The organism is Streptomyces sp. NPDC050388, assembly GCF_040655635.1.
Taxonomy (GTDB): domain Bacteria; phylum Actinomycetota; class Actinomycetes; order Streptomycetales; family Streptomycetaceae; genus Streptomyces.
On sequence record NZ_JBFAKH010000075.1, the window covers coordinates 1 to 23,385 of the forward strand.

Sequence of the window (23,385 nt, forward strand, 5' to 3'; positions counted from 1 at the left end):
CCCACAACATCGCCACCCGTGGCGAGAGCGTGTGGAATGCGGGGCGTGAGTCACGCGTCCCTGCCACCCCATAACGGGGTGTCTGGACGGAGGAGTCCACCCGGCAGCCGGTTGGGCGCTACCTCCAAGCCCGGTCCTTCAGGGCCGGGTCAAGTTGACAAAGAGGTGACCGTTCAGTTGGACCGGGGCGTACCTGCCGACGATTTCCTTGTAGTCGTCGGGCAGCCGAACGCCCAGTTCCCTTTCCAGGTCGTCCCATGCCGCAGCGGACGCGGGAGCGTTCCCGGCTTCCCCCAGCGTGCGGATCACGGATTCGGTGAAGTCGCGCGACATCGGCATCCTCGGAAATCATTTCGAACGGTTCGCGGACCTCACGGTCCGGCCGGAGCGTGTCTGCCGGGGCTCCTCGAGGAGCTGCGCCGCCGTCATCAGGGAGAGCCCGACCAGGACGAGCGGCATGTTGCCCCCGGAGGGCATGCGGCGCGTGGCCGCGAGGCCTCCGGCCAGCAGGAGCGCGCCGGCACCCCACAGTCCGGGACGGCTCACACCGCCCTGGAACCAGGGCAGTACGATCCGGCCGGTCACCAGCGCCACCGCTCCCGCCGCCCCGAGCACCAGCGCCATCGCCGAACCGGCCACCAGAAAGAACGTGGACACGCGCCCCCCTTGATCACTCCGGCGATGATCATCTCAGAAGCCCGGGGCCGCAATGGTGGACGCGTCTTCCCTGACCGCCCGGCCTCCTGGTCCTGCCCGGCACCCGGCTTCTCAGGAGGGGGCCACGCGGCGGCCTGGTGGAAGGCGGTGTCGGCGGTCACCGGCGGACGACGCGGCCGCGCACGCCGGGGTCGGGTCTGTGCGGGACCTGCGCAACGGAGGATGGCCGACGCCTCGGTGAAAAGCGTGAACAGCGTGAACAGTCACCAGGCGAATGCCACTTGAGCGCTCGAATGAGCGGCATCCGGACAGTGGTGGGCGAAGTGCTCACGGTTTTTCGGGCAGGTGTGTCACCTCTGGGACCCAAGTGCTTGTGGCGATCCGGCAGGAACGGCTTCCTGGACGGCCGGGGCGCGGCATGATCCGGGTGTGCCCCTCACCCCGCGGCAACTCGTCCTGGCCACTCTGGACCGTCAATTCCTCCTCGAACGCCGGCGTCTCGATGTGGCGGAGGCGGTCCGGCGGATCTGCGCCATCCAGGCGCAGACGCCGGCGTCGCCGTACCTTGCGCTGTGGAACCGCCTGCAGGACTTCGCGCCCGAGGATCTCGACGCGGCGTTCGCGGACCGCCGGATCGTCAAGGCGACCCTCATGCGGATCACGCTGCACGCCGTCCACGCCGAGGACTACGCACACCACCACGCCGCCATGCTGAGCACTCTGCGGGCGTCGCGGCTGTACGACCGCCGCTTCACCTCGACAGCGCTGGCCCCCGCCGACGCCGACGCGCTGCTGCCGGAGCTTGCCGGGTTCCTGGCACGGCCCCGCACCGGCGCCGAGGTGGAGGAGGAGGTCACGGGGCGGTTCGGCGAGCACGCGCACCGTGTGTGGTGGGCGCTGCGGACGTACGCGCCGATCCATCATGCGCCGACCGGCGGCCCGTGGTCGTTCACCCAGCGGAACGCCTACCTCGCAGCCTCCGCATACGCGCCCCAGGACGCGGCGGCCGGGGTGCGGCAGCTGCTGCTCGCCCACCTACGGGCGTTCGGGCCCGCGTCGGCCCGGGACTTCGCGCGGTTCACCCTGCTGGGGCGCCCATTTGTCACCCAGGCACTGCGGGAGCTCGGCGACCGGGTGGTGCGGGTGGCGGGTCCGGGCCGCGCCCCGCTGTTCGACCTCGCGGACGCCACCGTGCCCGCCGAGGACACCCCGGTGCCGCCGAGGCTGCTGCCGATGTGGGACAGCACGATGCTGGCCCACGCCGTCCCCGGGCGGCTCCTGCCGCAGGAATACCGGCCGTCGGTCGTACGGCGCAACGGCGACATGCTGCCCTGCCTGCTCGTTGACGGGCAGGTCGCCGGAGTGTGGCGCGCGACTGACGGCGGCCTGGAACTGACCGCGTTCCGCACACTCACGAAGGCCGCGTGGCACGGTCTGACCGAGGAGGCGGAGCAGCTGTCCGTACTGCTCGCCGACCGTGATCCCGCCGTCTACCGGCGCTACGGGCACTGGTGGGACAAGGGGATTCCCGGTGTCGAGAGCAGGATCGTCAAGGGCTGACCGTCCTGCCCGCTCTGTCTCCTCCCACAGCAGAAGCGCGGGTCCCCCGCGCATCACGTGTCAGAGGAACCCGGTTCGGGGAGCCGTGACCTCGATGGTGTCCTTCACCAGGGCGAGCGCGGCGCCCAGGGGACTCGACCGTCCCCCGCTGACGATCACGTCGCCGGCATCGGGGCAGCCGAACACCACGGCCTTCTCCGGTCCGACGAGCGCGTGCAGGGGGTCACCGGGCTCCGTCTCCTCCAGTCGGACGCGGACCAGGCGGGGCATGTCCACGGATGCGCTCGCCACGGCCCGCAGGCGACGCGCTCGGGAGACCGCGGCCGACGCCGCCCGGGAAGTGCCCTCGTCCACCGGCTCCGCCTCCACCCGTACGGACGCCGGGTCCCATCCCCAGGCCAGCGCTGCCAGCAGCCGCACCTTCGTGGCGGCGTCCTCACCGGACAGGTCGGACGAGGGATCCGCTTCCGCGATCCCGCGGCGCTGAGCCTCCCGAACCGCCTCACCCAGTGAGTCGCCCGCGGCGAGGCGGTCGAGGACGAACGTGGCGGTGCCGTTCGGGCAGGCCCGGATCGTCGTGCAGCCCAAGCCTCGCAACGAGGTCCTGGACAGGTCCCCCGCCGGCAGAGCGGCTCCCGTCGCCCCGGAGATCCTGATCATGGCGGCGGCCGCGCGGGCCGCTTCGTCGAGGTCCCGCCAGTGGCTGAGCAGGTGGCTCTTGGTGGCCGTGACCACATGGACCCCTCTGCGCAGGGCGATCACGGCCTCCTCCGCGGCGTGCAGGCGGAGTCGGGGTGAGGAGGGGATCGCCTGGACGAACACGCGGGCAGCGGTCCGGTCGAGTGTCTCCTCCAGCGAGACCAGCGGGCTCCACGCCGGGCGGGGCGGCACGGGTTCGCCCTCGCGGAGTCGGCACTGTCCGGAACTCGCCCGGACGGCACCGACGTTCACCCGTACACCGTGCCGACGGGCAAGCTCGTCCCGCTGCCGAGCCAGGTACTCGACGAAGGCCCGGCCGACCGGACCGTATCCGGAGAGCACCACATCGGCCCGGCTCACTTCACGCATGGTTCCCTGCTCCTCCTCGGCACGCCGTACGGGAGGTCAAGCCTCGCATTCCCTCGTGATGCCCCCGGGGGGAAGGGCCGGCCTCGCGCAGGAAGGGAGCCGAAGCCGGAGTGCGGTGGCCGGCGGGCAGGTGCTCCTGCGTCCCGTTCGCCGGGACCCCGCCCCTCAGTGCCGCCGGAGCACACCACTGCGGCGCAGGCGGCTGATGACCGAGCGGAGTTCCAAGGGGGCGGGGGGCGGGGGCTGCTCGGTGGGGGGCGGGGGTGTGGTCCACAGGGCCAGTTCGCGGTCCCGGGGGCCGTGCACGGTGGCCGGAGGGGCGTCGTCGAAGACGCGGACCGGGCGGCTCGCGTCCCAGCGCTCCCATCCCGGCTCCCCGTCGGAGACGAAGCGCACCCAGGCACCGTGCATCGCCTCGGCCAGCTCCCGGGGTGCGCCCTCGCCCGCGAGTCTGCGCGCGTCGGGCTCGTCGCCGCTGTCGAAGACGAAGCCGAGTTCCAGTGCGTGGCAGGCGCCCATGCCGGGGCGGTTGGAGGGCCAGGCGAACTCGTAGACGTACGAGGGGGCTTCGCGGCCGTCGGCGAGGCGGTGGAGCGGGATGCGCAGGAGGTGGTCGGTGACCAACTGCCCGACGATCTCGGCAGTGCCGGCGTCCGGGCGCAGGGCGCGGTAGCCGCGCGGGACCTCGCTGCCGCAGTGGCAGCGGGCCATCGCTCCGGCCAGGGCGACCGCGCCGAGCCGGTCGACGCGTTCCAGGAGCCCGCCCGGTACCAGCCACAGCCGGTACTCGTCAGTGGTCCATCCGGTGAGCAGGTCGACGCCGGGGGCCGCGCCGCCGTCGGTGAGTGCCTCCAGAGGGTCGCACGGGACGAGGTCGTCGTCGACGACTATGCCGAAGGCGGGCCCGCCGAGCACCGGGCTGCTGAGGCGCCCCACCTCGGCCTGGGTGCGCAGCAGCAGCTCGCGGTCGACGGCGGCGAAGGCCTCGGCGGTCGCGGGGACCTTCAGCCGGTTCGCCATGCGGCGCACCACCCGCCGTACCTTGCCCCGATCGGACGCCTCGGGCGGTCCGCTCTGCAGGACGGCCCGCCGGACCAGGCCTTGGGTCTGCGGGGCGGCGATCAGCGCGCCCGTGCTGATCGCCCCGGCGGACTGGCCGCCCAGGGTGATGCGGTCGGGGTCGCCGCCGAAGGCCGCGACCGACTCGTGGACCCAGCACAGGGCGGCGAGCTGGTCGCGCAGGCCCGGGTTGGCGGGGGCGTCCGGGAAGAGGCCGTAGCCCTCGACGCCGAGCCGGTAGTTGACCGACACGAACACCACGCCGTCACGGGCGAAGGCCCGTCCGTCGTACACCGGTACCGCCGAGGAACCCCTGGTCAGGGCCCCTCCGTGCAGCCACACCAGCACCGGCAGCCGGGCTGCCGGGGACGGGTCGGGGGTCCAGACGTTCAGGTTGAGACAGTCGTCGCCGGCGACGGACGGATCAGCCAGATAGCGCGCGAAGGCTTCGGAGTACGGGGGTTTCGGGGCCGTGGGGCCGAAGGCGTCGGCGTCCCGTGCGCCGTCCCAGGGGTCCGGCGGGACGGGCGGCCGGAATCTGCGGGGGCCGAACGGCGGCGCCGCGTACGGGACGCCCCGGAACACGGCGATCTCCTCTTCCCACCTGCCGCGTACGGCACCGTACGGCGTCCTGACCACGGGTCTCATGCGGGCCACGGGGGTCCCGGGGTTCGCCCGATCGTCTGCCGCCATCTGCCCACCAGCCCTTCGCAGCGTCTCCAGTACCACAAGAGCGCCGGGCCGCTCATCGGTATTCCGGTGCCGTCCCGGCGGTCATCCCCGCGGCCCCGGACCCCGCTCCGCCCACCTCAGTCCAGCACCGCGATCGCCTCCACCTCCACCAGGTGCTCCGGCACGTCCAGCGCGGCGATCCCCAGCAGCGTCCCCGGCGGGACCGGGATGCCGCCCAGTTTCTCGGCCGCCCGCGACACGCCCTCCATGAACAGGGGAAACTTGGCAGGGCTCCAGTCGACGACGTACACGGTCAGCTTCACCACGTCGTCGAAGGCGGCGCCGACCCCGGCCAGCCCGGTGGCGACGTTGAGGTAGCACTGCTCGACCTGCGCGGCGAGGTCGCCCGCCCCCACCACGACACCGTCGGCGTCCCAGGCGACCTGCCCGGCGAGAAAGACCATCCGGGATCCGCTCGCGACCGCCACCTGCCGGTAGGCGTCGATCTCCGGCAGTCCGACCGGGTTCGACAGCGTGACGGCCATGATGCCCGCCTCCTCGTGTCATGAGCACTCGTGCTCTCTTGCAGTTACTTGGGAACCGTAAGAGAGTGGATGCTGACATGGAAGAACGCACTTTTCGGTGACGGGGGAACCGCATGGTGACCAAGCAGTTCAGGGGCTCGCCCGAGGACGCGGACCTCACGCGCGCGGACTCGCTGGCACGGGAGATCTTCTCGGACATCGCCAACAAGTGGGCGCTGCTGATCATCGAGGCGCTCAGTGAGGGCACGTTGCGCTTCGGGGAACTGCGCAAGGAGATCGACGGCATCAGCCACAAGATGCTCACCCAGAACCTGCGCATGATGGAGCGCAACGGTCTGGTCGAGCGGCATGTGTACCCGACGGTGCCGCCGCGGGTCGAGTACACGCTCACCGGACCGGGCGCGGCCCTGCGGGCGACGGTCGACGCCATGTGCGACTGGACGCACCGCCACCTCGGCGACATCGAGGCGTCCCGCAGCCGCTTCGGGTCCGGCCCCGCGGCTTCCGGCTGACCGGCCGAGCGGGTCCCCGTACCGGTAGGCCGCGTCCGATTCCTTCAAGACCGGGGGGCCGGGGCGTGCCTACGGTGGCTCCATGAGTGCACGATTTGATGCCATCGGGTTGGTCGTCTCCGACATGGGCGCCTCCGTCGCCTTCTATCGGCGGCTCGGGTTCGCGTTCCCCGAGGGGGCCGAGGAACAGGGGCACGCCGAGGCCGAGTTGCCCGGCGGGCTGCGGTTGCTGCTGGACACCGAGGGGGTGGTCCGGTCGTTCCACACCGGGTGGGAGCCGCCTTCGGGCGGAGGGCGGGCCTCCCTCGCGCTGCGCTGCGACAGTCCGGAGGAAGTGGACGCGCTGTACGAGGAGTTGGTCGCGAGCGGGTGCGGCAGCGAGCTGAAGCCGTGGGACGCCGTGTGGGGCCAGCGGTACGCCGTGGTGCTCGACCCGGACGGCAACGGGATCGACCTGTTCGCACCGCTAGCGGCGGGCGGCCAGTAGCTTGCTCAGGGGCAGGCCCGTCAAGTCCCGTACGTCCCGGGAGAGGTGGGCCTGGTCCGCGTAGCCGGTGCGGGTGGCCGTTTCCGCGAACGGGACACCCGTGCGGGCCAGGGCGAGGGCTCGGTGGAGGCGGAGGATGCGGGCCAGGGTCTTGGGGCCGTAGCCGAACGCGGTGAGCGATCGTCGGTGCAACTGGCGTGCGCTCAGGCCGAGTTCGTCGGCGGTTGCGGCGATCGGGCGGCCCGCGTCCAGGGCGGCCACGAGCCGCAGCAGCACCGGGTCGGGCGGCGCGGCCTCGGCGGCCCGTCGCAGGGCCAGGTCCTCCAGACCGCGTGCCGGGTCGGCCGCGGCGTTCACCCGGGCGGTCAGGCGGCGTACCTGCGCCGCCGGCCACAGGTCCGCCAGGTCGGGGCGCCGGTCGCGCAGTTCGTGCGCGGGGACGCCCAGCAGAGCGGGGGCGGTGCCGGGGTGGAAGCGGATGCCCGCCCAGGGGCGGGTCGCGTCGCCCTCGGTGAGGTGGGCGCGGGTGTCGGGGCCCGCGACCAGCAGGCGTCCGTCGTGCCAGAGCAGGTCCATGCAGCCGTCGGGCAGTACCCGGCCCGCTCCGGTGCCGGTCGGGGTGTTGGTCCACACGACCGCGCCCGGCAGCCGTGACGCGCGCTCGCTGTACACCCCGCCCACGCTACGCGGCCCGCGTCCGCCATTCCTGCGGGCTGACCCCGTACGCCCGTTTGAAGGCGGTCGACAGCGCGAAGGCGCTGCCGTAGCCGACGTGGCGGGCGATCGTGCCAATCGTGTCGTCGGTGTCGCGGAGGCGGTCCGCGGCGAGGGCGAGGCGTCGGCCGGTGAGGTACGTCATCGGGGGTTCGCCGACGCGTTCGGTGAAGCGGCGGGCCAGCGCGGCGCGCGAGACGCCGGCCTTCGCGGCGAGCGCGGCGACCGTCCAGGGGCGGGCGGGGTCGTCCTGGAGGAGGCGCAGCACCGGGCCGACGACGGGGTCGCCCAGCGCCTCGTACCAGGCGGGCGGCGCCGCCTCGGGACGGGCGAACCAGGCCCGCAGGGCGGCGATGACCAGCAGGTCGAGCAGCCGGTCGAGGACGACCTCCTGACCGGGTTCGTCCCGCACGACCTCCGCCGTGAGGAGCGGGGTGAGCGGGCGGTGCCGGTCGTCGGCGGTGAGGGAGAGCAGCGGCGGCAGCGCGTCGAGGAGCCGGCCGCCGAGCTCGCCCCGCATCCGGTAGGTGCCGATCAGCATGACCGTCTCGCCGTCGGGCCGGTCGCCCCAGGCGCGGACACCGAGGTCCATGACACCGTTCAGGGGGCGTCCGTCGGGGTGGTGGCACTCGCCGCCCGGCAGGATCAGCGCCTGCGGCGCGGTGCCGGGGTCGTCGGCGCAGGTGTACGGGTCGGGGCCGCGCGCGATGGCGAGGTCGCCGGGGCGCAGCCGCAGCCGGTCGCCGCGGTCCGGCACGATCCAGGCGTCACCGCGGACGAGCAGCATCACGGTCAGCGGGGCGCGGTCCTCGATCCGGACCGACCAGGGCGGGTCGAAGCACGCCCTGATCATGAACGCCCCACGGGCGCGGGGGCCTTCCAGCAGGCCGGTGAGAACGTCCATGGGGTCAGCGTAGGCGCGGGGCCGGCGTGCCCCCGCGCGCCCGCTCGACGTCCCGCACCGGTCAGACGGTGGCCATGGGACCGTACCCGCCCACCACGCACTCGTAGCCGTCCCGCCGGGGGAGGTGGAGGGTCGCCGTGCCGGTGACGGCCGGGCTCACCGGATCGCCGGGGCGGTGAGCGACCGGCCCGGGGACACGGACGTGCACCGGTGAGTCCAGTCCGGTCACCGCCACCGTCACCAGCGTGTCCGGTCCGTGGAAGGAGACGTCCGCCACCGTGCCGTGGGGAGCCTGGTCGGACGGTGCGCCGAGGGTGAGCTGTTCGGGGCGCAGCACGACCGTTCCGGCACCGTCGTCCACCGGGGTCTCCAACGGGATGCGGCCCAGGGCGGTGTCCACGGTCGTGCCCCTGGCGGTGCCCGGAAGCAGGACGACGCCACCGACGAAAGCAGCCACCCAGGGGTCCTCCGGCCTGTGGTAGACGTCCTGCGGGGTTCCGCACTGGGCCACCCTGCCCGCTCTGACGACCGCCACGAGGTCCGCCGTGGAGAGTGCCTCCTGCTGGTCGTGGGTGATGAGGACGCCCGTCGCCCCGGTGGACCTGAGCGCCGCGCGCACATCGGCCCGTACGCCTGCCCGCAGTCCGCTGTCGAGCGCGTTGAACGGTTCGTCGAGCAGGACGATCGCGGGTTCCGGGGCGAGCGCCCGCGCCAGCGAGACGCGTTGCTGCTGGCCGCCGGAGAGTTCGTGGGGCATCCGGTCGCCGTAGCCGGGCAGGCCGACGAGGTCGAGCATGTCCCCGGTGCGCCGACGGCGTTCGGCCGGGGAGGAGCCCGCCAGCCCGAAGGCGACGTTGCGCGCCACGCTCAGGTGCGGGAACAGGGCGCCCTCCTGCGGCACGATGCCGATGCGCCGTCGTTCCGGGGGCAGGTGGGTGCCGGGTCCGGTGACGGTCCGCCCGCCGATCTCGACCGTTCCCGCGTCCGCCCGCAGGAAGCCGGCCACGATGCGCAGCATGGTCGTCTTGCCGCAGCCCGAGGGCCCGAGGACGGCGGCCAGCCGCCCCGCGGGGACGGAGAGGTCGATCCCGTTCAGGACGGGGGCGCCGGGTCCGTAGGACTTGGTGAGCCCGGTGATCCGCAGGTCGGTCATGCGCGGTGCCTTCCGAGGAGGTACGAGGGAACGGCGGCGATCAGGATGAGGACGGCCGCGTACGGAGCGGCGGCGGCGTAAGAGCCGGTTCCGGTCTCGGTCCACAGGCGGGTCGCGAGGGTGTCCATGCCGGTGGGTCGAAGCAGCAGGGTCGCCGGGAGTTCCTTCATGCAGACCACGAAGGTCAGGGCGGCGCCCGCGGCGATACCGGGGGCGGCGAGCGGGACCGTGACCTCACGCAGGACGCCCAGAGGACCCCGCCCGAGGGAACGGGCGACGTCCTCCAGCACGGGTGGTGACTGGAGGACCGCTGCCCGGGTGGCGCCCACGGCGACCGGCAGGAACAGCACCGCGTAGGCGGCGACGAGCAGGGGCAGCTCCTGGTACAGCGGATAGGCGAACCGCACCGCGAGGAAGACCATCGCGAGGCCCACGGTGATCCCGGGCACGGCGTGGCCCGCGTACGCGGCCTGCTCCAGCAGGTGCGCGGCGCGGCCCCGGTGGCGGGCGGCGAGCACGCCGACGGGGAGGGCCAGACACGTGGTGAGCACGGCGCCGAGGGCCGCCACGAGCAGTGTGGTCCCCCCGGTCTCCAGCAGTCCCCGCGGGTCCCAGGTACGGGAGTTGCCGACCGCCAGCCAGTACCCGAGGGTCCCGGCCGGGAAGGCGACCCCGGCCGCGGCGACGGCCGAGCACCAGCCGAGTGCGGGCCACTTCAGTCGGCCGAGCGGGATCGGGGGTGCGGGCCTGGCCGTGCCGCCGCCGGTCCGGGCGTGGCCCGCACGGCCGCGGGTGCGCGCCTCGGCGGCGACCAGCAGCACCGTCATCAGGACGAGCACCACACTGAGGGCGGCTGCGGGCGTACGGTCGAAACTCGCCTTGTACGACGTGTGGATGGCCCGGGTGAAGGTCTCGTACCGCATGATCGACACGGCCCCGAAGTCGGAGAGGACGTACAGCGCCACGAGCAGCCCGCCACCGGCCGCGGCCGGGCGGAGCTGCGGCAGGGTGACCCGGCGGAACGTGCTCCAGGGCCCGTGCCCCAGGGCGCGCGACGCTTCCTCCTGGGCGGTGTCGACACCGCGCAGTGCGGCGGCCACCGGCAGATACACGTACGGGTAGCTGACCAGGGTGAGCGCGAGGGCGGCACCGCTGAACCCGGCGAGGTCGGGGCGCGCCGAGATCCAGGCGAAGGCCGCGACGTAGCTGGGCACGGCGAGCGGCAGCGTGGCGAGCACCGACCACGCGCGCCGACCGGGCAGCGCGGTGCGGACGGTCAGCCAGGCGAGGGAGATGCCCAGGACGAGGCAGGCGGTCACCACCACGGCGGCCAGACCGACGCTCCGGGCGAGCAGTTCCAGCGTGCGGTCGGTCGCGACGACGTTCCACGCGTACTCGGGGCCTCGCTCCACGGCCCGTACGGCCAGGTAGACCAGCGGGAGCAGGGCCAGGGCCGCGGCTGCCGAAGCCAGGGCCAGCAGGAGGAGCGGCGGTCTGCGCCCGGCGCGCCCGGGCCTGGACGGTGCGGGGGCGTCGTCCGGGCCCGGGGCGGAACGGGCGGGTGCCGGCGGGGCCTGGTGGCCTCGGGTACCCGAACTTCTCATATCGATCAGACCATCCCGGCTTCCTGGAGCATCTCCAGCGTGACCTGGAGGGACTCCAGCCGGCCCAGGTCGATCTCCGGCGCGTCGATGGAGTCGAGCGGCGGAAGGTCGTCCTCGCCGGTGACTCCGGCGGCCAGCGGGTACTCGTGGGTCTCGTCGGCGAAGTAGGTCTGCGCCTCCTTCCCCAGGAAGAAGTCGACGGCCTTCTGCGCGGCGGCGCTCCGGTCGCTGCCCTTGATGACCCCGACGCCCGCGACGTTGACGAGCGCGCCCGGGTCGCCCTTCGTCGGGAAGTGCAGCTTGGCCTTGAGCTTGTCCGCGCCCACCTCGGCGGCCTTCTCGTACCAGTAGTAGTGGTTGATCAGACCGAGTTCGGCCTTGCCGTCGTCGACGGCGTCGAGGACGGCGCCGTTCTTCTCGTACACCTGAGGTTCGTTGGCCTGGAAGTCCTTCAGCCACTTGCGCGTGGCGTCGTCGCCCTCGAGGACCCGCATGCCGGTCACGAACGCCTGGAACGAGGCGTTGGTGGGCGCGTAGCCGACCTTCCCCTTCCATTTCGGCTCGGTCAGCTCGTGCACGCTGTCCGGTGCCTCGGCGACCTTGTCGCCGTGGTAGGCGATGACGCGGACCCGCCCCGACACACCGATCCAGTCGCCGTTCTCCGCGCGGAACGCCTTGTCGACCTTGTCGAGGGACTTCTGCGGCAGCGCCGCGAGACGGCCCTCCTTGCCCAGGGCGCCGAGTGCGCCGGCGTCCTGGGAGAAGAAGAGGTCCGCGTCGGTCCTGTCGCCCTCTTCGAGGAGCTGGGCGGCGAGTTCGGCACTGTCCCCGTAGCGCACCTCGACCTCGGAGCCGGTGGTCTTCTCCAGCTTCTCGATGAGCGGCGCGACGAGGTCCTCACTGCGGCCGGAGTAGACGACGAGCGTCCCTCCCCCGTCCTTTCCCCCGGCTTCGGTGCCGGAGCCTGTTCCCTTGCCGTCCGAACCGCAGGCGGTCGCCAGGGGGACGAACAGGGCTGAGGCGGCGAGGGCCCCGATCGTGCGGAGGGAGGGACGTCTCATGACAAAGCCTTTCCAAGGTGCGGGTCAGACCTATTTAAGGTTTGCCTTACCTAAGAAGCAACTCCGTCCCGTTCTCCGTGACCGAACCGGGATCTGGTGCGTCCTGGTGGGATTCGTCGCCGCCGGACGTTCGGCCTCACTTCTCGTCGTCCGGCGGTCCCGTCTGCTCCTCTCCGTTCCTCGGGTGGTGGTGGCTGTTCTTCACGTGGGTGCGCAGGCGGGCCGTGACGTCCTCGGGGGGCAGGAAGCGGGACCAGCGTTCGGGGAACTCGGCGGGCATGTCCGGGTCGGCCTCGTCGCCGGCCGCGGCGGAGGTGCGGGCGACGTACTCGGCGACCTGCTCCTGCCGCAGCCGCTCGTTGGTCTCGCGGGCGGCGGCCGTCGCGGCGGCCGGCCAGACCCGGTCGATGGCGGCGTTGACCGCGGCCCCCACGAGCACGGCGAAGGCGGACACGCCGATCCACAGCAGGACGGCGACGGGGGCCGCGAGGGAGCCGTAGATGGTGGGGCCCTCGACGGTGTTGGTCAGGTAGATCCGCAGCAGGATGCTGCCGATCACCCACATGGCGAGGGCGACCAGGGCGCCGGGCACGTCCTCGATCCACGGGGACCGCACGGGTACGGAGACGTGGTAGAGCGTGGTCAGGAAGGCGACCGACAACAGCATCACCACCGGCCAGTACAGGATCTGCACGAGCGTCGCCGACCAGGGGACGACGCGGACGACGGCGTCCGGGCCCGCCACCATCAGGGGCAGCGCGACCGAGCCGATCAGCAGGGCCGCGATGAACAGCAGGAAGGCCACCAGGCGGGTCTTGACGATGCCGCGCACCCCGTCGAGGCCGTACATCACGGTGATGGTGTCGATGAAGACGTTCACCGCGCGGGAGCCCGACCACACGGCGAACAGGAAGCCGATGGAGATGACGTCGGGCCTGCCGCCTTTCGTGACGTCGTGCAGGATCGGCTCGGCGATCTGCTTCACTCCCCGGTCGGACAGCACGGCGCGCGACGCCTCGAGGAGATTGGTCTGCAGGCTCTGGATGGTGTCGGCGCCGGTCCAGGAGTCGACGTAGCCGAGCAGACCGATGATGCTGAGCAGCAGCGGGGGCACCGACAGCAGGGTGAAGAAGGCCGCCTCGGCGGCCAGGCCCAGGATGCGGTACTCCATGCAGGAGTTGACGGTGTCCTTGAGCAGCAGCCAGACGGTCTTGCGTTTGGAGACATTGCGATACAGGGCGCGGGCCCTGTGAAGTCGACCGGAGGGCGCGTCGGGGGATTCGCTTGCTGGCTGCACGACCCAAAGGTATCCGCCGTGCCCGGCCGCCCTCACCCGAAGGGTCACGAGGTGAGATGGGTGGCGGGGGCGGCGGGTAGGTTCGTCGTCATGGCAGGGAGCACCCACACCGTGACCAACCAGGCACCGCCGCTGACGCAGTACGACGTCTTCGCCGCCGACCGGGCGCTGACGGAGGCGGTCGAGCGGCATCTGGACCCGGCGGTGCTGGAGGAGGGCCGGTCCGAACTGTCGGGACTCGGCCGGACCTCCGGTTCCACGCAGGTGCAGGAGTGGGGGGTGCTCGCCGACGAGAACCCGCCGCGGCTGCGCAGCCACGACCGGTACGGGCACCGGATCGACGAGGTCGACTTCCATCCGGCGTGGCACCGGCTGCTCGGCAAGGGGGTCTCGGCGGGGCTGACGGGCGCGTGGGGGCAGCCGGGCGGGCACGTGCGGCGGGCGGCGGCGTTCGTGGTGTGGACGCAGGTCGAGGCCGGCACCTGCTGCCCGCTGTCGATGACGCACGCGGCCGTGCCCGCCCTGCGCGCGGACCCGGCGCTGGCCGCCGAGTGGGAGCCGCGGCTGACGTCGCCGGTGTACGACCGGGGCCTGCGGCCGGCCCACGAGAAGGCCGGTGTGCTCTTCGGGATGGCCATGACGGAGAAGCAGGGCGGCAGCGACGTACGCGCGAACACGACGTCCGCGCGGCCGCTGGCCGAGGACGGCGCGTACGAGCTGACCGGGCACAAGTGGTTCTGCTCGGCGCCCATGTCGGACGCGTTCCTGGTGCTGGCGCAGGCGCCCGGTGGACTCACCTGTTTCCTGGTGCCGCGCGTGCTCGCGGACGGCTCGCGCAACGTGTTCCTCCTCCAGCGGCTCAAGGACAAGCTGGGCAACCGGTCCAACGCGTCCGCCGAGGTCGAGTTCGCGGGGACCTGGGCGCGGCGGGTCGGGGACGAGGGGCGCGGGGTGCACACCATCATCGGGATGGTGGCGGCGACCCGGCTGGACTGCGTACTGGGCTCGGCCGGGCTGATGCGGCAGGCCGTCGCGCAGGCCGTGCACCACTGCGCGTACCGGGAGGCGTTCGGCGGGAAGCTGGTCGACAAGCCGCTGATGCGCAACGTGCTGGCCGATCTCGCCCTGGAGTCGGAGGCGGCCACCACGCTGGCACTACGGCTGGCCGCGGCCTGTGACGACGGGGGCGAGCAGGAGCGGGCGCTGCTGCGGATCGCGGTGCCGGCGGCCAAGTACTGGGTGACCAAGCGGTGTGCGCCCCTCGTCGTGGAGGCGGCGGAGTGCCTGGGCGGCAACGGGTACGTGGAGGAGTCGGGGATGCCCCGGCTGGTGCGCGAGTCGCCGCTGAACTCGGTGTGGGAGGGCGCGGGCAACGTCCAGGCGCTGGACGTGCTGCGGGCGCTGCGCCGGGAGCCGGGGACGCTGGACGCGTATCTGCGGGAGGTCGGTCGGGCGCGCGGGGCCGATCACCGGCTGGACGGCGCGATCAGGGGCCTGCTGACCGAGCTGGCCGATCTGGAGGGTGTCGAGGGGCGGGCACGACGGCTGGTGGAGCGGCTCGCGCTGGTGCTCCAGGGCTCGCTGCTGGTGCGGTACGCGCCGCCGCAGGTCGCCGACGCGTTCTGCGCGGCCCGGCTGGGCGGTGACGGGGGCGCGTCGTTCGGGACGCTGCCGCACACCCTCGACCTCGCGGCGGTCGTGGCACGGGCCCGGCCGGAGCCGGCGTGACGCGGGGGTGGTGCTGCGCCGACACGGCACCACCCCCCGCCGCACAGGCCCCGTGGAGCCGTGGACGCCGCTCGGGACGGCGTCGCTCAAGTCTCGAACAGTGCGGGGCACTCCACCAGGGTTGCAGAGGGTTGCAACTTGCTGCTGTCCGTGCCGGCACTGACCGCCCTCGCCGGGGCACACGGCACCATGGGACCGACAGCCAGAACGGATCTCGGGGGCGCGGCCGCGGGCCGTGGGTGCGGCTGCCCTCCGAGCCCTTGCCCGGGAGGACCAGTGGCGCTCTCGCCGACGGACGTGACGCAGCTGACCGGCGTCGACACGGCGCGTACGGCCCGGATGCTGAACGAGGTCCGCAGCGCGACGCTCGCCGGGCGGCGCGCGCCCGTGGCGCCCCGCCCGGTGATCGCCGAGTCCTGGGAGCGGATGCTGCGCAGCGGCCTCGACCCGGAGCACGACGTCCGGGCCGGACTGCTGTCCCGCGCGGAGGTGCAGCGGCGGCGGGAGAGTTCGGCGCTGCGGCACGTACTGCCGGTGATGCGGGAAGGGCTGCTGCCGTTCACGGACGTCGCCCGCCACATCATGGTGGTGGCCGACGCGGACGGCCGGGTGCTGTGGCGGGAGGGCAGTACGGCGGTGCTGCGCAAGGCGGACGGCATCGGTTTCGCGGTGGGCGCGGACTGGCGTGAGGACGTCGTCGGCACCAACGGTGTGGGCACCCCCGCGGTGGCCGGACGGCCGGTGCAGGTCTCCGCCGCCGAGCATTTCGCCCGGTCGCAGGCCTCCTGGACGTGTGCGGGGGCTCCCCTGACCGATCCCCGGGACGGGCGGCTGATCGGTGTGGTGGATGTGAGTGGGCCGCTGGAGACGATGCATCCGGCCACGCTGGCCTGGGTCGAGACGGTGGCCAAGCTCGCCGAGGCCCGGTTGCGGGAGCGCCATCTGCTGTCGCTGGAGCGGCTGCGGGCGGTGGCGGCGCCGGTACTGGCCCGGGTGGACGGGCGGGCCATGGTGGTGGACCGGCACGGGTGGACGGCCGCGGTGACCGGGATGCCGTACGAGAGCCGGCTGACGCTGCCCGGGCCGGTGTCGGCCGGGACGCGGTGGTTGCCGGCGCTGGGCCGGTGCTCGCTGGAGCCGCTGGCCGGGGGCTGGCTGGTGCGGGTGGCGGACGAGCCGGTGACCCGCGCGGCGAGCCGGATCGTGCTGGATCTCCGGGGACCGCGCGGCGGGTCGGTGGAGGTGTCCGGCGGGGCGGGCTCCTGGTCCCGGAGGCTGAGCCCCCGCCACGCCGAACTGCTGTATCTGCTGGCCGTGCGGCGGGCCGGCCGCAGCGCCGCGGATCTGGCCGAGGACGTGTTCGGGGATCCGGCCCGCACGGTGACGGTGCGCGCGGAGATGTCCCGGATACGGCGTTATCTCGGCGGTCTGCTGGAACACCGCCCGTACCGGTTCGTGGAGGATGCCGAGGTGGACGTCCTCCTCCCGGACGACCCGCGTGACCTCCTCCCGCACTCGACGGCTCCGGCGCTGGGCGGCCGTCGGCACCCTGAGCCGTGAGCCCTGAGCCCTGAGCCCGCGTTGGTGTTACCGGTCCGTCACCCCGTCCCGGGGGCTGCTCCGGGACGTGTCCGGGCCGCCGGGGTCACGTGTTCCGCATATTTGCAGGGTCTTCGTCCCTCGGCGGGTCCCCCTGCCGTAGCATCCCTCTACGGGCCACCCCACCTGCTCCACGGTCAACGGTCGGACCACCGGAAGCAGTTGGCTTGCCTCGGGAGGACGTTATGAAGCATCGCGGCAGACATCGCCGTCGCAGACGGGGCAGGGCGCTGCGGGCGACACTGGCCGGAACCGCGCTCGCGCTCACCGCGACGGCCACCATGATCAGCACCTCGCAGGCCACCGATGCCGACGACCCCGGGGCGCTGAAGCCGCTGACCGCGTCCGCCGAGACCGCGCCGCTGCGGCTGACCGAGGGCAGTGTGCCCCCGGAGTGGCTCGACCGGCTCTCCGCGGAGATGGGCCGGCCCGTCGGCGTCCGGGCCGTGCTCGACGACACCGACGGTTCCCTGCGGGACGCGGCGGCCTGTCCGGAGGACGACAGGCGGGCGCTGCCCGTCGAACCGGCCGCCACGCGTGCGTACTGCTGGGACGGCGCCGACGTCGAGGGCTGGCGTTCCGGCGCCGTCACCACGTCCGGGGACGCCGACGACGACGGCCGCTGGGGTCCGAGCCGTGTGGTGCTCTCCGGCTGGAGCCAGGGCGGCACCGCGGCGGACGGCACCCCGGCGGAGGGCCCCGCGACCGCGGGCACCGGCCCGGGTCAGGGTCTCGCGCGCGTCGCGTTCATCGACGCCGGCGACCCCGACGACCTCCGCTACACCTGGGCGCAGCTCGCCGTCCCGGTGGACGACGGCCGCGACTACCGGGGGCTGGTCTCCCCCGTGTCCGGCATGGTCTGGTACCAGGACAAGCTGCTGGTCACCGCCGGCCGGGGGGACGGCAGCGCGCTGTACGTGTACGACGTGGACCGCGTCCAGCGGGCCACCGTGGACGGCGCGACGGTCGGGCGGGTGCCCGGCGGCTGGTCGGCGGCCGGGGCGCGGTACGTACTGCCGGCCGTCGCCTCGTACCGGACGGCCGACGTGAACGCCCCGCAACCGGGCGGTATCTCGCTGGACCGCAGCACGGCGCCGGACAGCCTGGTCGCGCACGAGGCGGTGCCGAAGGAGCACGACGGGCCGACCCGGCTGTGGCGGTACGCGTTCGACGACGACCGTTCCCGCGCGGGGCTGCTGGCCACGGACTCGGTGGGGCAGGCGGACGTGGTCGCGGCGTACGAGACGGAGCTGACGGATGTGCGCAGCGTGCTGTCGTACGGGTCGGGCTGGTACCTGGGCCGGATGACCGGGACGCCGGAGGAGCGCGGGACGCTGTGGCGGCAGGACGGGAAGGGGGCGCGGCCCACCCGGTGCGGGGCGGACGGGACGCACCGCTGCTGGAGCGGTCCGGCGGCGTCCCTCTCCTACTGGCAGGAGACCGGTGAGGTGTGGTCCCAGTCCGGCCGCATGCTCTTCGCACTGCCCCTGGACTCCGTCGACCGCTCCCTGGACTAGGGCCTGTCCGGCCCGCCCCCTCGGGGCCCCGCCGCCTCGTCCGTCAGGCGTTCGACAGATGTCCGTGCCGGATGGTTCCCTTTCCGGCATGACGACCATCGCCGTGACCACCTGGTCCCTGGAGCAGACCGCACCCACCGATCTCCTGCCGGCCGCCGTGCCCGAGGGGGATGTGCGGATCGCCCGTTCCGAGGTGCCCTCCCCCGAGTTCAGCCGTTTCCTGTACGCCTCGGTCGGCGGTGACATCCGCTGGACCGACCGGCTGGGGTGGACGTACGCGCAGTGGCTGGAGCACCTGGACCGGCCCGGCGTGGAGACCTGGGTGGCCTACGACCGGGGGACGCCCGCGGGATACGTGGAGCTGGAGGGGCAGGACGACGGGGTCGTGGAGATCGTCTACTTCGGCCTGATCCCCGCCTTCCGGGGCCGGCGCATCGGCGGGCACCTGCTGTCGTACGGTGTCGCGCGGGCCTGGGACCTGGCGGAGCGCCGGCCCGAACTGAAGCCGACCAGGCGGGTCTGGCTGCACACGTGCAGCAAGGACGGCGAGTACGCCATGGACAACTACCGGCGCCGGGGCTTCAGGCTGTTCGACACCAGGGTCGAGGAAGAGCCCGAGGTCGCCACACCGGGCCCGTGGCCGGGAGCCCACCCCGCCTGAGCAGCACGTTCATCTCCCTCGACGGCGCGCCCGCCCCACCCGGGCGGCGCCGCCCACCCCGCTCGGACCGCGTGGGCGGGAGCGCCCGGGCCTCCTGGGACGAAGGGCACCCACATCTCTCATTCCGAGACCGGGGCGTCCGCATCATGGATGAAGCTGGACTGTGTCCAGATCTCCGTGCCACGCTTCCGTCATGCCTGGAACGGGAATCGCCTTGGTGAGTCGGCGTCACGTCGACCTCGGCCGTATGTCCAGCGCCATCTGTCCGGCGCGCTGAGAGCACGTTCAGCAGTACCCGACAGCCCTTCTCCGCTCCGTTCCACTCCGCTTCTCCTCGACTGAACTCCCGTGCAATGACGCACACTTGTGCCTGTTTCGTCATGCACAGGTCAGAGCCGTCTCCCGCCTGTCCCGAAGGACGTATCAGCCATGGCCGCCAGCCCGCAGAATCCTGCCGCCGCGACCCCCCGCCGCAAGGTGAGCCGTCACCGCGGAGAGGGGCAGTGGGCCGCGGGGCACTTCACCCCGCTCAACGGCAACGAGCAGTTCAAGAAGGACGACGACGGTCTCAATGTTCGGACACGCGTTGAGACGATCTACTCCAAGCGGGGCTTCGACTCGATCGATCCCAACGACCTGCGCGGCCGTCTGCGCTGGTGGGGCCTGTACACGCAGCGCCGCCCCGGGATCGACGGCGGCCGTACCGGCGTGCTGGAGCCCGAGGAGCTCGAGGACGAGTACTTCATGATGCGGGTCCGCATCACCGGCGGACGGCTCACCACGGAGCAGCTGCGCGTGATCGGTGAGATCGCCGAGACCTACGCCCGCGGCACCGCCGACATCACCGACCGGCAGAACATCCAGTACCACTGGATCCGCATCGAGGACGTGCCCGCGATCTGGGAACGGCTCGAAGCGGTCGGCCTGTCCACCACGGAGGCGTGCGGCGACACCCCGCGCGGCATGCTCGGCTCCCCCGTCGCCGGTGTCGCCGAGGACGAGATCATCGACGGCTCGGCGGCGCTGGACGAGATCGCCCGCCGCTACATCGGCGACCCGCGCTTCTCCAACCTGCCGCGCAAGTTCAAGACGGCTGTCTCCGGCTCCCCGCTGCTGGACGTCGCCCACGAGATCAACGACGTGTCCTTCGTCGGCGTCGTCCATCCCGAGCACGGTCCCGGCTTCGACCTGTGGGTCGGCGGCGGTCTGTCGACCAACCCCAAGTTCGGGGTGCGGCTGGGGGCCTGGGTGCCCGAGGCGGACGTGCCCGACGTGTGGGAAGGCGTCGTCTCCATCTTCCGCGACCACGGCTACCGGCGGCTGCGCAACCGGGCGCGGCTGAAGTTCCTGGTCGCCGACTGGGGCGCGGAGAAGTTCCGTCAGGTACTGGAGGACGACTACCTGGGCCGCAAACTGATCGACGGTCCGGCACCCGAGATGCCCGCGCAGCAGTGGCGCGACCACATCGGGGTGCACCGCCAGAAGGACGGCCGGTTCTACGTCGGCTTCGCGCCGCGGGTGGGCCGGATGGACGGTTCGCTGCTCACCAAGGTCGCCGCGCTGGCCGAGGAGCACGGCTCGGGGCGGGTCTCCACCACGGCCGAGCAGAAGATGATCGTCCTGGACGTGCCGCAGGACCGGGTGGACTCGCTCGTGGACGCCCTGGAGTCGCTGGACCTGCGGGTCAAGCCGTCGCCCTTCCGGCGCGGCACGATGGCCTGCACGGGCATCGAGTTCTGCAAGCTCGCCATCGTGGAGACCAAGGAACGCGGCAGCGAGCTCATCGACGAACTGGAGCGCCGGCTGCCCGACTTCGGCGAGCCGCTCACCATCAACATCAACGGCTGCCCGAACGCCTGCGCCCGTATCCAGACCGCGGACATCGGTCTCAAGGGGCAGCTGGTCACCGACGCCGAGGGCCGGCAGGTCAGCGGCTACCAGGTGCACCTGGGCGGTGCCCTCGGCCTGGACCCCGCGTTCGGCCGCAAGGTGCGCGGTCTGAAGGTCGCCTCGGACGAGCTGGCGGACTACATCGAGCGGGTGCTGAAGCGCTTCCAGGCGGAGCGCGAGGAAGGCGAGCGGTTCGCCACCTGGGCGGCCCGTGCCGATGCGGAGGCCCTGTCGTGAGTGAGCGGGCCGCGCCCTTCTACTGCCCCTACTGCGGTGACGAGGACCTGCGTCCCGGCGAGGAAGGGCCGGGGGCCTGGGAGTGCGGGGCGTGCAACCGGGGCTTTCGGCTGAAGTTCCTCGGGCTGCTCGCCCGCGGACTCGAGCGACCCGACACGGGAGGGGACCGGACATGACGGCAGTTCAGGAAGAGTGCTCCACCGACGACTTGAGGGAGCTGGCCGAGCAGGCGGGCCGCGACCTGGAGGACGCCTCCGCACTGGAGATCCTGACGTGGGCCGCCGAGACCTTCGGCCCGCGGTTCTGCGTGACCTCCTCGATGGAGGACGCGGTGGTCGCCCACCTCGCCTCCCGCGCCCTGCCCGGCGTCGACGTGGTGTTCCTCGACACCGGCTACCACTTCGAGGAGACCATCGGCACCCGGGACGCGGTGGCGGCCGTGATGGACGTCAACGTCGTCACGCTCACCCCGCGGCAGACGGTCGCGGAGCAGGACGCCGAGTACGGGCCGAAGCTGCACGACCGCGACCCCGACCTGTGCTGCGCGCTGCGCAAGGTGCGGCCGCTGGAGGAGGGCCTGCGGGACTACCTGTCCTGGGCGACCGGGCTGCGCCGCGACGAGTCCCCGTCCCGGGCGGACACCCCGGTCGTCGGCTGGGACGAGAAGCGGCAGAAGGTCAAGATCTCCCCCATCGCCCGCTGGACCCAGGACGACGTGGACGCCTACGTCGCCGAGCACGGCGTGCTCACCAACCCGCTGCTGAGCGACGGTTACGCCTCGGTGGGCTGCGCCCCCTGCACCCGCCGCGTGCTGGAGGGCGAGGACGCCCGCGCCGGACGCTGGGCGGGCCGCGCCAAGACCGAGTGCGGACTGCACGGCTGACCATGACCGCGCCCTCCGCATCCTCAGCGCCCCCGGCGCCCCCGGCGCCCCCGGCATCCTTCACCACCGCCACGAACCAGGAGACCGACGTGACGACCGGAGCCACCGTCTGGCTCACTGGTCTGCCGAGCGCAGGCAAGACCACCATCGCCCACGAACTGGCCGGCCGGCTGCGCGAGGAGGGCCGACGTGTCGAGCTGCTCGACGGCGACGAGATCCGCGAGTTCCTCTCCGCGGGCCTCGGCTTCAGCCGCGAGGACCGGCACACCAACGTGCAGCGCATCGGCTTCGTCGCCGAACTGCTCGCCCGTAACGGCGTCACCGCGCTGGTCCCGGTGATCGCGCCGTACGCCGACAGCCGGGAAGCGGTCCGGGGGCGGCACGAGACGAACGGCACGTCGTACCTCGAGGTGCACGTGGCGACTCCGGTCGAGGTGTGCTCCGCACGCGACGTGAAGGGTCTGTACGCCAAACAGGCCGCGGGTGAGCTCACCGGGCTGACCGGGGTGGACGACCCGTACGAGGCTCCCGTCTCACCCGATCTGCGCATCGAGTCGCAGCACCAGACCGTCCAGGAATCCGCCGCGGCGGTGCACGCCCTGCTGAGCGAAAGGGGACTGGCATGACAACCGTGGCCACGGTCGAGACGGGCGGCGAGGGCACCGGCGGTGCGGCCGAGCCGTACACCCTCTCCCACCTCGACGCCCTCGAGTCGGAGGCGGTGCACATCTTCCGCGAGGTCGCGGGCGAGTTCGAGAACCCGGTGATCCTCTTCTCCGGCGGCAAGGACTCCATCCTGATGCTGCACCTGGCGCTGAAGGCCTTCGCCCCGGCGCCCGTCCCCTTCTCACTGCTGCACGTCGACACCGGGCACAACTTCCCCGAGGTCCTCGACTACCGCGACCGCACGGTCGCGCGGCACGGGCTGCGGCTGCACGTCGCCTCCGTGCAGGACTACATCGACCGCGGAGTGCTGCGCGAACGCCCCGACGGCACCCGCAACCCGCTCCAGACGCTGCCGCTCACCGAGAAGATCGCCGCCGAGAAGTTCGACGCCGTGTTCGGCGGCGGCCGCCGGGACGAGGAGAAGGCCCGCGCCAAGGAACGGGTGTTCTCCCTGCGCGACGAGTTCTCCCAGTGGGACCCCCGCCGCCAGCGGCCCGAACTGTGGAACCTCTACAACGGCCGGCACGCCCCCGGGGAGCACGTCCGGGTGTTCCCGCTGTCCAACTGGACCGAGCTGGACGTGTGGCAGTACATCGCCCGCGAGGGGATCGAACTCCCGCAGATCTACTACGCCCACCAGCGCGAGGTGTTCCGGCGGGGCGGCATGTGGCTGACCGCCGGCGACTGGGGCGGCCCGAAGGACGGCGAGCGCGTCGAGAAGCGGCTCGTCCGCTACCGGACGGTGGGCGACATGTCCTGCACCGGCGCGGTCGACTCCGGGGCCGACTCCATCGAGAAGGTGATCACCGAGATCGCCGCCTCCCGGCTGACCGAGCGCGGGGCCACCCGCGCCGACGACAAGCTCTCCGAGGCAGCGATGGAAGACCGCAAGCGCGAGGGGTACTTCTAGA

At 72.7% G+C, this 23,385-nt stretch carries 24 protein-coding genes; 13 read left to right on the forward strand and 11 right to left on the reverse strand.

Annotation, left to right across the window (positions count from 1 at the left end; translation table 11 throughout):
- Positions 1-138: 138 nt before the first annotated feature.
- A complete protein-coding gene (locus AB0I73_RS31580) occupies positions 139-333 on the reverse strand; it encodes a hypothetical protein (RefSeq protein ID WP_363043121.1) in 195 nt (64 codons plus the stop codon).
- Between the two features lie 15 nt (positions 334-348).
- The gene (locus AB0I73_RS31585; protein WP_363043123.1) at positions 349-657 is read right to left on the reverse strand and encodes a hypothetical protein; all 309 of its coding nucleotides are present in this window, start codon (positions 655-657) and stop codon (positions 349-351) included.
- A 429-nt stretch (positions 658-1,086) separates the two neighbouring features.
- On the opposite strand from AB0I73_RS31585, the gene AB0I73_RS31590 reads away from it, so the two are divergent.
- Positions 1,087-2,217: a winged helix DNA-binding domain-containing protein gene (locus AB0I73_RS31590; RefSeq protein WP_363043125.1), complete on the forward strand. Its 1,131-nt coding sequence runs from the start codon at positions 1,087-1,089 to the stop codon at positions 2,215-2,217.
- Between the two features lie 60 nt (positions 2,218-2,277).
- On the opposite strand, the gene AB0I73_RS31595 is transcribed toward AB0I73_RS31590, so the two are convergent.
- From AB0I73_RS31595 to AB0I73_RS31605, 3 genes are all read right to left on the reverse strand, one after another.
- Positions 2,278-3,285 carry a homoserine dehydrogenase gene (locus tag AB0I73_RS31595; RefSeq protein ID WP_363043127.1) on the reverse strand — a complete coding sequence of 336 codons (1,008 nt, stop codon included), beginning with the start codon at positions 3,283-3,285 and terminating at the stop codon, positions 2,278-2,280.
- 165 nt (positions 3,286-3,450) lie between these two features.
- Positions 3,451-4,992: a carboxylesterase family protein gene (locus AB0I73_RS31600; protein WP_363043129.1), complete on the reverse strand. Its 1,542-nt coding sequence runs from the start codon at positions 4,990-4,992 to the stop codon at positions 3,451-3,453.
- Positions 4,993-5,153: 161 nt separating this feature from the next.
- On the reverse strand, positions 5,154-5,561 hold the full coding sequence (locus AB0I73_RS31605) for a RidA family protein (RefSeq protein ID WP_363043131.1): 408 nt from the start codon (positions 5,559-5,561) through the stop codon (positions 5,154-5,156).
- A 113-nt stretch (positions 5,562-5,674) separates the two neighbouring features.
- Here AB0I73_RS31605 and AB0I73_RS31610 point away from each other — a divergent pair, with 113 nt between their 5' ends.
- Both AB0I73_RS31610 and AB0I73_RS31615 read left to right on the forward strand, forming a co-directional pair.
- Positions 5,675-6,073 carry a helix-turn-helix domain-containing protein gene (locus AB0I73_RS31610; protein ID WP_363043133.1) on the forward strand — a complete coding sequence of 133 codons (399 nt, stop codon included), beginning with the start codon at positions 5,675-5,677 and terminating at the stop codon, positions 6,071-6,073.
- Positions 6,074-6,155: 82 nt separating this feature from the next.
- Positions 6,156-6,560, forward strand: a complete 405-nt coding sequence (locus tag AB0I73_RS31615) for a VOC family protein (RefSeq protein WP_363043135.1) — start codon at positions 6,156-6,158, stop codon at positions 6,558-6,560.
- Here the strand turns inward: AB0I73_RS31615 and AB0I73_RS31620 are convergent.
- The 6 genes from AB0I73_RS31620 to AB0I73_RS31645 form a co-directional block, all read right to left on the reverse strand.
- Positions 6,540-7,232, reverse strand: coding sequence for a helix-turn-helix transcriptional regulator (locus tag AB0I73_RS31620; protein ID WP_363043137.1), 693 nt, complete (start codon positions 7,230-7,232; stop codon positions 6,540-6,542). The genes AB0I73_RS31615 and AB0I73_RS31620 overlap by 21 nt on opposite strands.
- Before the next feature lie 10 nt (positions 7,233-7,242).
- The gene (locus AB0I73_RS31625) at positions 7,243-8,178 is read right to left on the reverse strand and encodes an AraC family transcriptional regulator (RefSeq protein WP_363043139.1); all 936 of its coding nucleotides are present in this window, start codon (positions 8,176-8,178) and stop codon (positions 7,243-7,245) included.
- Between the two features lie 61 nt (positions 8,179-8,239).
- Positions 8,240-9,331 carry an ABC transporter ATP-binding protein gene (locus AB0I73_RS31630; protein WP_363043141.1) on the reverse strand — a complete coding sequence of 364 codons (1,092 nt, stop codon included), beginning with the start codon at positions 9,329-9,331 and terminating at the stop codon, positions 8,240-8,242.
- Positions 9,328-10,935 (reverse strand): iron ABC transporter permease, encoded by a 1,608-nt coding sequence (locus tag AB0I73_RS31635; protein ID WP_363043143.1) that lies wholly within the window; start codon positions 10,933-10,935, stop codon positions 9,328-9,330. Before AB0I73_RS31635 ends, AB0I73_RS31630 begins: the two co-directional genes overlap by 4 nt.
- Before the next feature lie 5 nt (positions 10,936-10,940).
- On the reverse strand, positions 10,941-11,996 hold the full coding sequence (locus AB0I73_RS31640) for an iron ABC transporter substrate-binding protein (RefSeq protein WP_363043145.1): 1,056 nt from the start codon (positions 11,994-11,996) through the stop codon (positions 10,941-10,943).
- 136 nt (positions 11,997-12,132) lie between these two features.
- Positions 12,133-13,293: a YihY/virulence factor BrkB family protein gene (locus tag AB0I73_RS31645; protein ID WP_363043147.1), complete on the reverse strand. Its 1,161-nt coding sequence runs from the start codon at positions 13,291-13,293 to the stop codon at positions 12,133-12,135.
- 90 nt (positions 13,294-13,383) lie between these two features.
- On the opposite strand from AB0I73_RS31645, the gene AB0I73_RS31650 reads away from it, so the two are divergent.
- The 10 genes from AB0I73_RS31650 to cysD all read left to right on the forward strand — a co-directional run bounded on the left by AB0I73_RS31650 (position 13,384) and on the right by cysD (position 23,384).
- On the forward strand, positions 13,384-15,021 hold the full coding sequence (locus AB0I73_RS31650) for an acyl-CoA dehydrogenase family protein (RefSeq protein ID WP_363043149.1): 1,638 nt from the start codon (positions 13,384-13,386) through the stop codon (positions 15,019-15,021).
- A 276-nt stretch (positions 15,022-15,297) separates the two neighbouring features.
- Positions 15,298-16,581, forward strand: a complete 1,284-nt coding sequence (locus AB0I73_RS31655) for a GAF domain-containing protein (protein WP_363043151.1) — start codon at positions 15,298-15,300, stop codon at positions 16,579-16,581.
- Between the two features lie 224 nt (positions 16,582-16,805).
- Entirely contained in the window at positions 16,806-18,137 is a 1,332-nt protein-coding gene (locus tag AB0I73_RS31660) for a hypothetical protein (RefSeq protein ID WP_363043153.1), read from the forward strand.
- Between the two features lie 88 nt (positions 18,138-18,225).
- On the forward strand, positions 18,226-18,798 hold the full coding sequence (locus AB0I73_RS31665; protein ID WP_363043155.1) for a GNAT family N-acetyltransferase: 573 nt from the start codon (positions 18,226-18,228) through the stop codon (positions 18,796-18,798).
- A gap of 193 nt (positions 18,799-18,991) precedes the next feature.
- Positions 18,992-19,075, forward strand: coding sequence for a putative leader peptide (locus AB0I73_RS31670; RefSeq protein WP_310887545.1), 84 nt, complete (start codon positions 18,992-18,994; stop codon positions 19,073-19,075).
- 152 nt (positions 19,076-19,227) lie between these two features.
- Positions 19,228-20,925: a nitrite/sulfite reductase gene (locus AB0I73_RS31675; RefSeq protein ID WP_363043157.1), complete on the forward strand. Its 1,698-nt coding sequence runs from the start codon at positions 19,228-19,230 to the stop codon at positions 20,923-20,925.
- A complete protein-coding gene (locus AB0I73_RS31680; protein ID WP_363043159.1) occupies positions 20,922-21,101 on the forward strand; it encodes a hypothetical protein in 180 nt (59 codons plus the stop codon). Before AB0I73_RS31675 ends, AB0I73_RS31680 begins: the two co-directional genes overlap by 4 nt.
- Positions 21,098-21,808: a phosphoadenylyl-sulfate reductase gene (locus AB0I73_RS31685; RefSeq protein ID WP_363043161.1), complete on the forward strand. Its 711-nt coding sequence runs from the start codon at positions 21,098-21,100 to the stop codon at positions 21,806-21,808. The genes AB0I73_RS31680 and AB0I73_RS31685 overlap by 4 nt, the downstream gene beginning before the upstream one ends.
- Before the next feature lie 2 nt (positions 21,809-21,810).
- Positions 21,811-22,434, forward strand: a complete 624-nt coding sequence (cysC, locus tag AB0I73_RS31690) for an adenylyl-sulfate kinase (protein WP_363043163.1) — start codon at positions 21,811-21,813, stop codon at positions 22,432-22,434.
- Complete coding sequence (cysD, locus tag AB0I73_RS31695) at positions 22,431-23,384, forward strand: sulfate adenylyltransferase subunit CysD (protein ID WP_109378977.1); 954 nt, start codon at positions 22,431-22,433, stop codon at positions 23,382-23,384. The genes cysC and cysD overlap by 4 nt, the downstream gene beginning before the upstream one ends.
- The last annotated feature ends 1 nt before the right edge of the window (position 23,385 follow it).

Excerpts from the sequence above, each read along its gene's own strand:
- AB0I73_RS31580 (WP_363043121.1), bottom strand. The coding sequence starts at position 333 with ATGTCGCGCGACTTCACCGAATCCGTGATCCGCACGCTGGGGGAAGCC.
- AB0I73_RS31595 (WP_363043127.1), bottom strand. The coding sequence starts at position 3,285 with ATGCGTGAAGTGAGCCGGGCCGATGTGGTGCTCTCCGGATACGGTCCG.
- AB0I73_RS31600 (WP_363043129.1), bottom strand. The coding sequence starts at position 4,992 with ATGAGACCCGTGGTCAGGACGCCGTACGGTGCCGTACGCGGCAGGTGG.
- AB0I73_RS31605 (WP_363043131.1), bottom strand. The coding sequence starts at position 5,561 with ATGGCCGTCACGCTGTCGAACCCGGTCGGACTGCCGGAGATCGACGCC.
- AB0I73_RS31610 (WP_363043133.1), top strand. The coding sequence starts at position 5,675 with ATGGTGACCAAGCAGTTCAGGGGCTCGCCCGAGGACGCGGACCTCACG.
- AB0I73_RS31615 (WP_363043135.1), top strand. The coding sequence starts at position 6,156 with ATGAGTGCACGATTTGATGCCATCGGGTTGGTCGTCTCCGACATGGGC.
- AB0I73_RS31625 (WP_363043139.1), bottom strand. The coding sequence starts at position 8,178 with ATGGACGTTCTCACCGGCCTGCTGGAAGGCCCCCGCGCCCGTGGGGCG.
- AB0I73_RS31630 (WP_363043141.1), bottom strand. The coding sequence starts at position 9,331 with ATGACCGACCTGCGGATCACCGGGCTCACCAAGTCCTACGGACCCGGC.
- AB0I73_RS31635 (WP_363043143.1), bottom strand. The coding sequence starts at position 10,935 with ATGAGAAGTTCGGGTACCCGAGGCCACCAGGCCCCGCCGGCACCCGCC.
- AB0I73_RS31640 (WP_363043145.1), bottom strand. The coding sequence starts at position 11,996 with ATGAGACGTCCCTCCCTCCGCACGATCGGGGCCCTCGCCGCCTCAGCC.
- AB0I73_RS31650 (WP_363043149.1), top strand. The coding sequence starts at position 13,384 with ATGGCAGGGAGCACCCACACCGTGACCAACCAGGCACCGCCGCTGACG.
- AB0I73_RS31660 (WP_363043153.1), top strand. The coding sequence starts at position 16,806 with ATGAAGCATCGCGGCAGACATCGCCGTCGCAGACGGGGCAGGGCGCTG.
- AB0I73_RS31665 (WP_363043155.1), top strand. The coding sequence starts at position 18,226 with ATGACGACCATCGCCGTGACCACCTGGTCCCTGGAGCAGACCGCACCC.
- AB0I73_RS31670 (WP_310887545.1), top strand. The coding sequence starts at position 18,992 with ATGCCTGGAACGGGAATCGCCTTGGTGAGTCGGCGTCACGTCGACCTC.
- AB0I73_RS31675 (WP_363043157.1), top strand. The coding sequence starts at position 19,228 with ATGGCCGCCAGCCCGCAGAATCCTGCCGCCGCGACCCCCCGCCGCAAG.
- AB0I73_RS31685 (WP_363043161.1), top strand. The coding sequence starts at position 21,098 with ATGACGGCAGTTCAGGAAGAGTGCTCCACCGACGACTTGAGGGAGCTG.
- cysC (WP_363043163.1), top strand. The coding sequence starts at position 21,811 with ATGACCGCGCCCTCCGCATCCTCAGCGCCCCCGGCGCCCCCGGCGCCC.
- cysD (WP_109378977.1), top strand. The coding sequence starts at position 22,431 with ATGACAACCGTGGCCACGGTCGAGACGGGCGGCGAGGGCACCGGCGGT.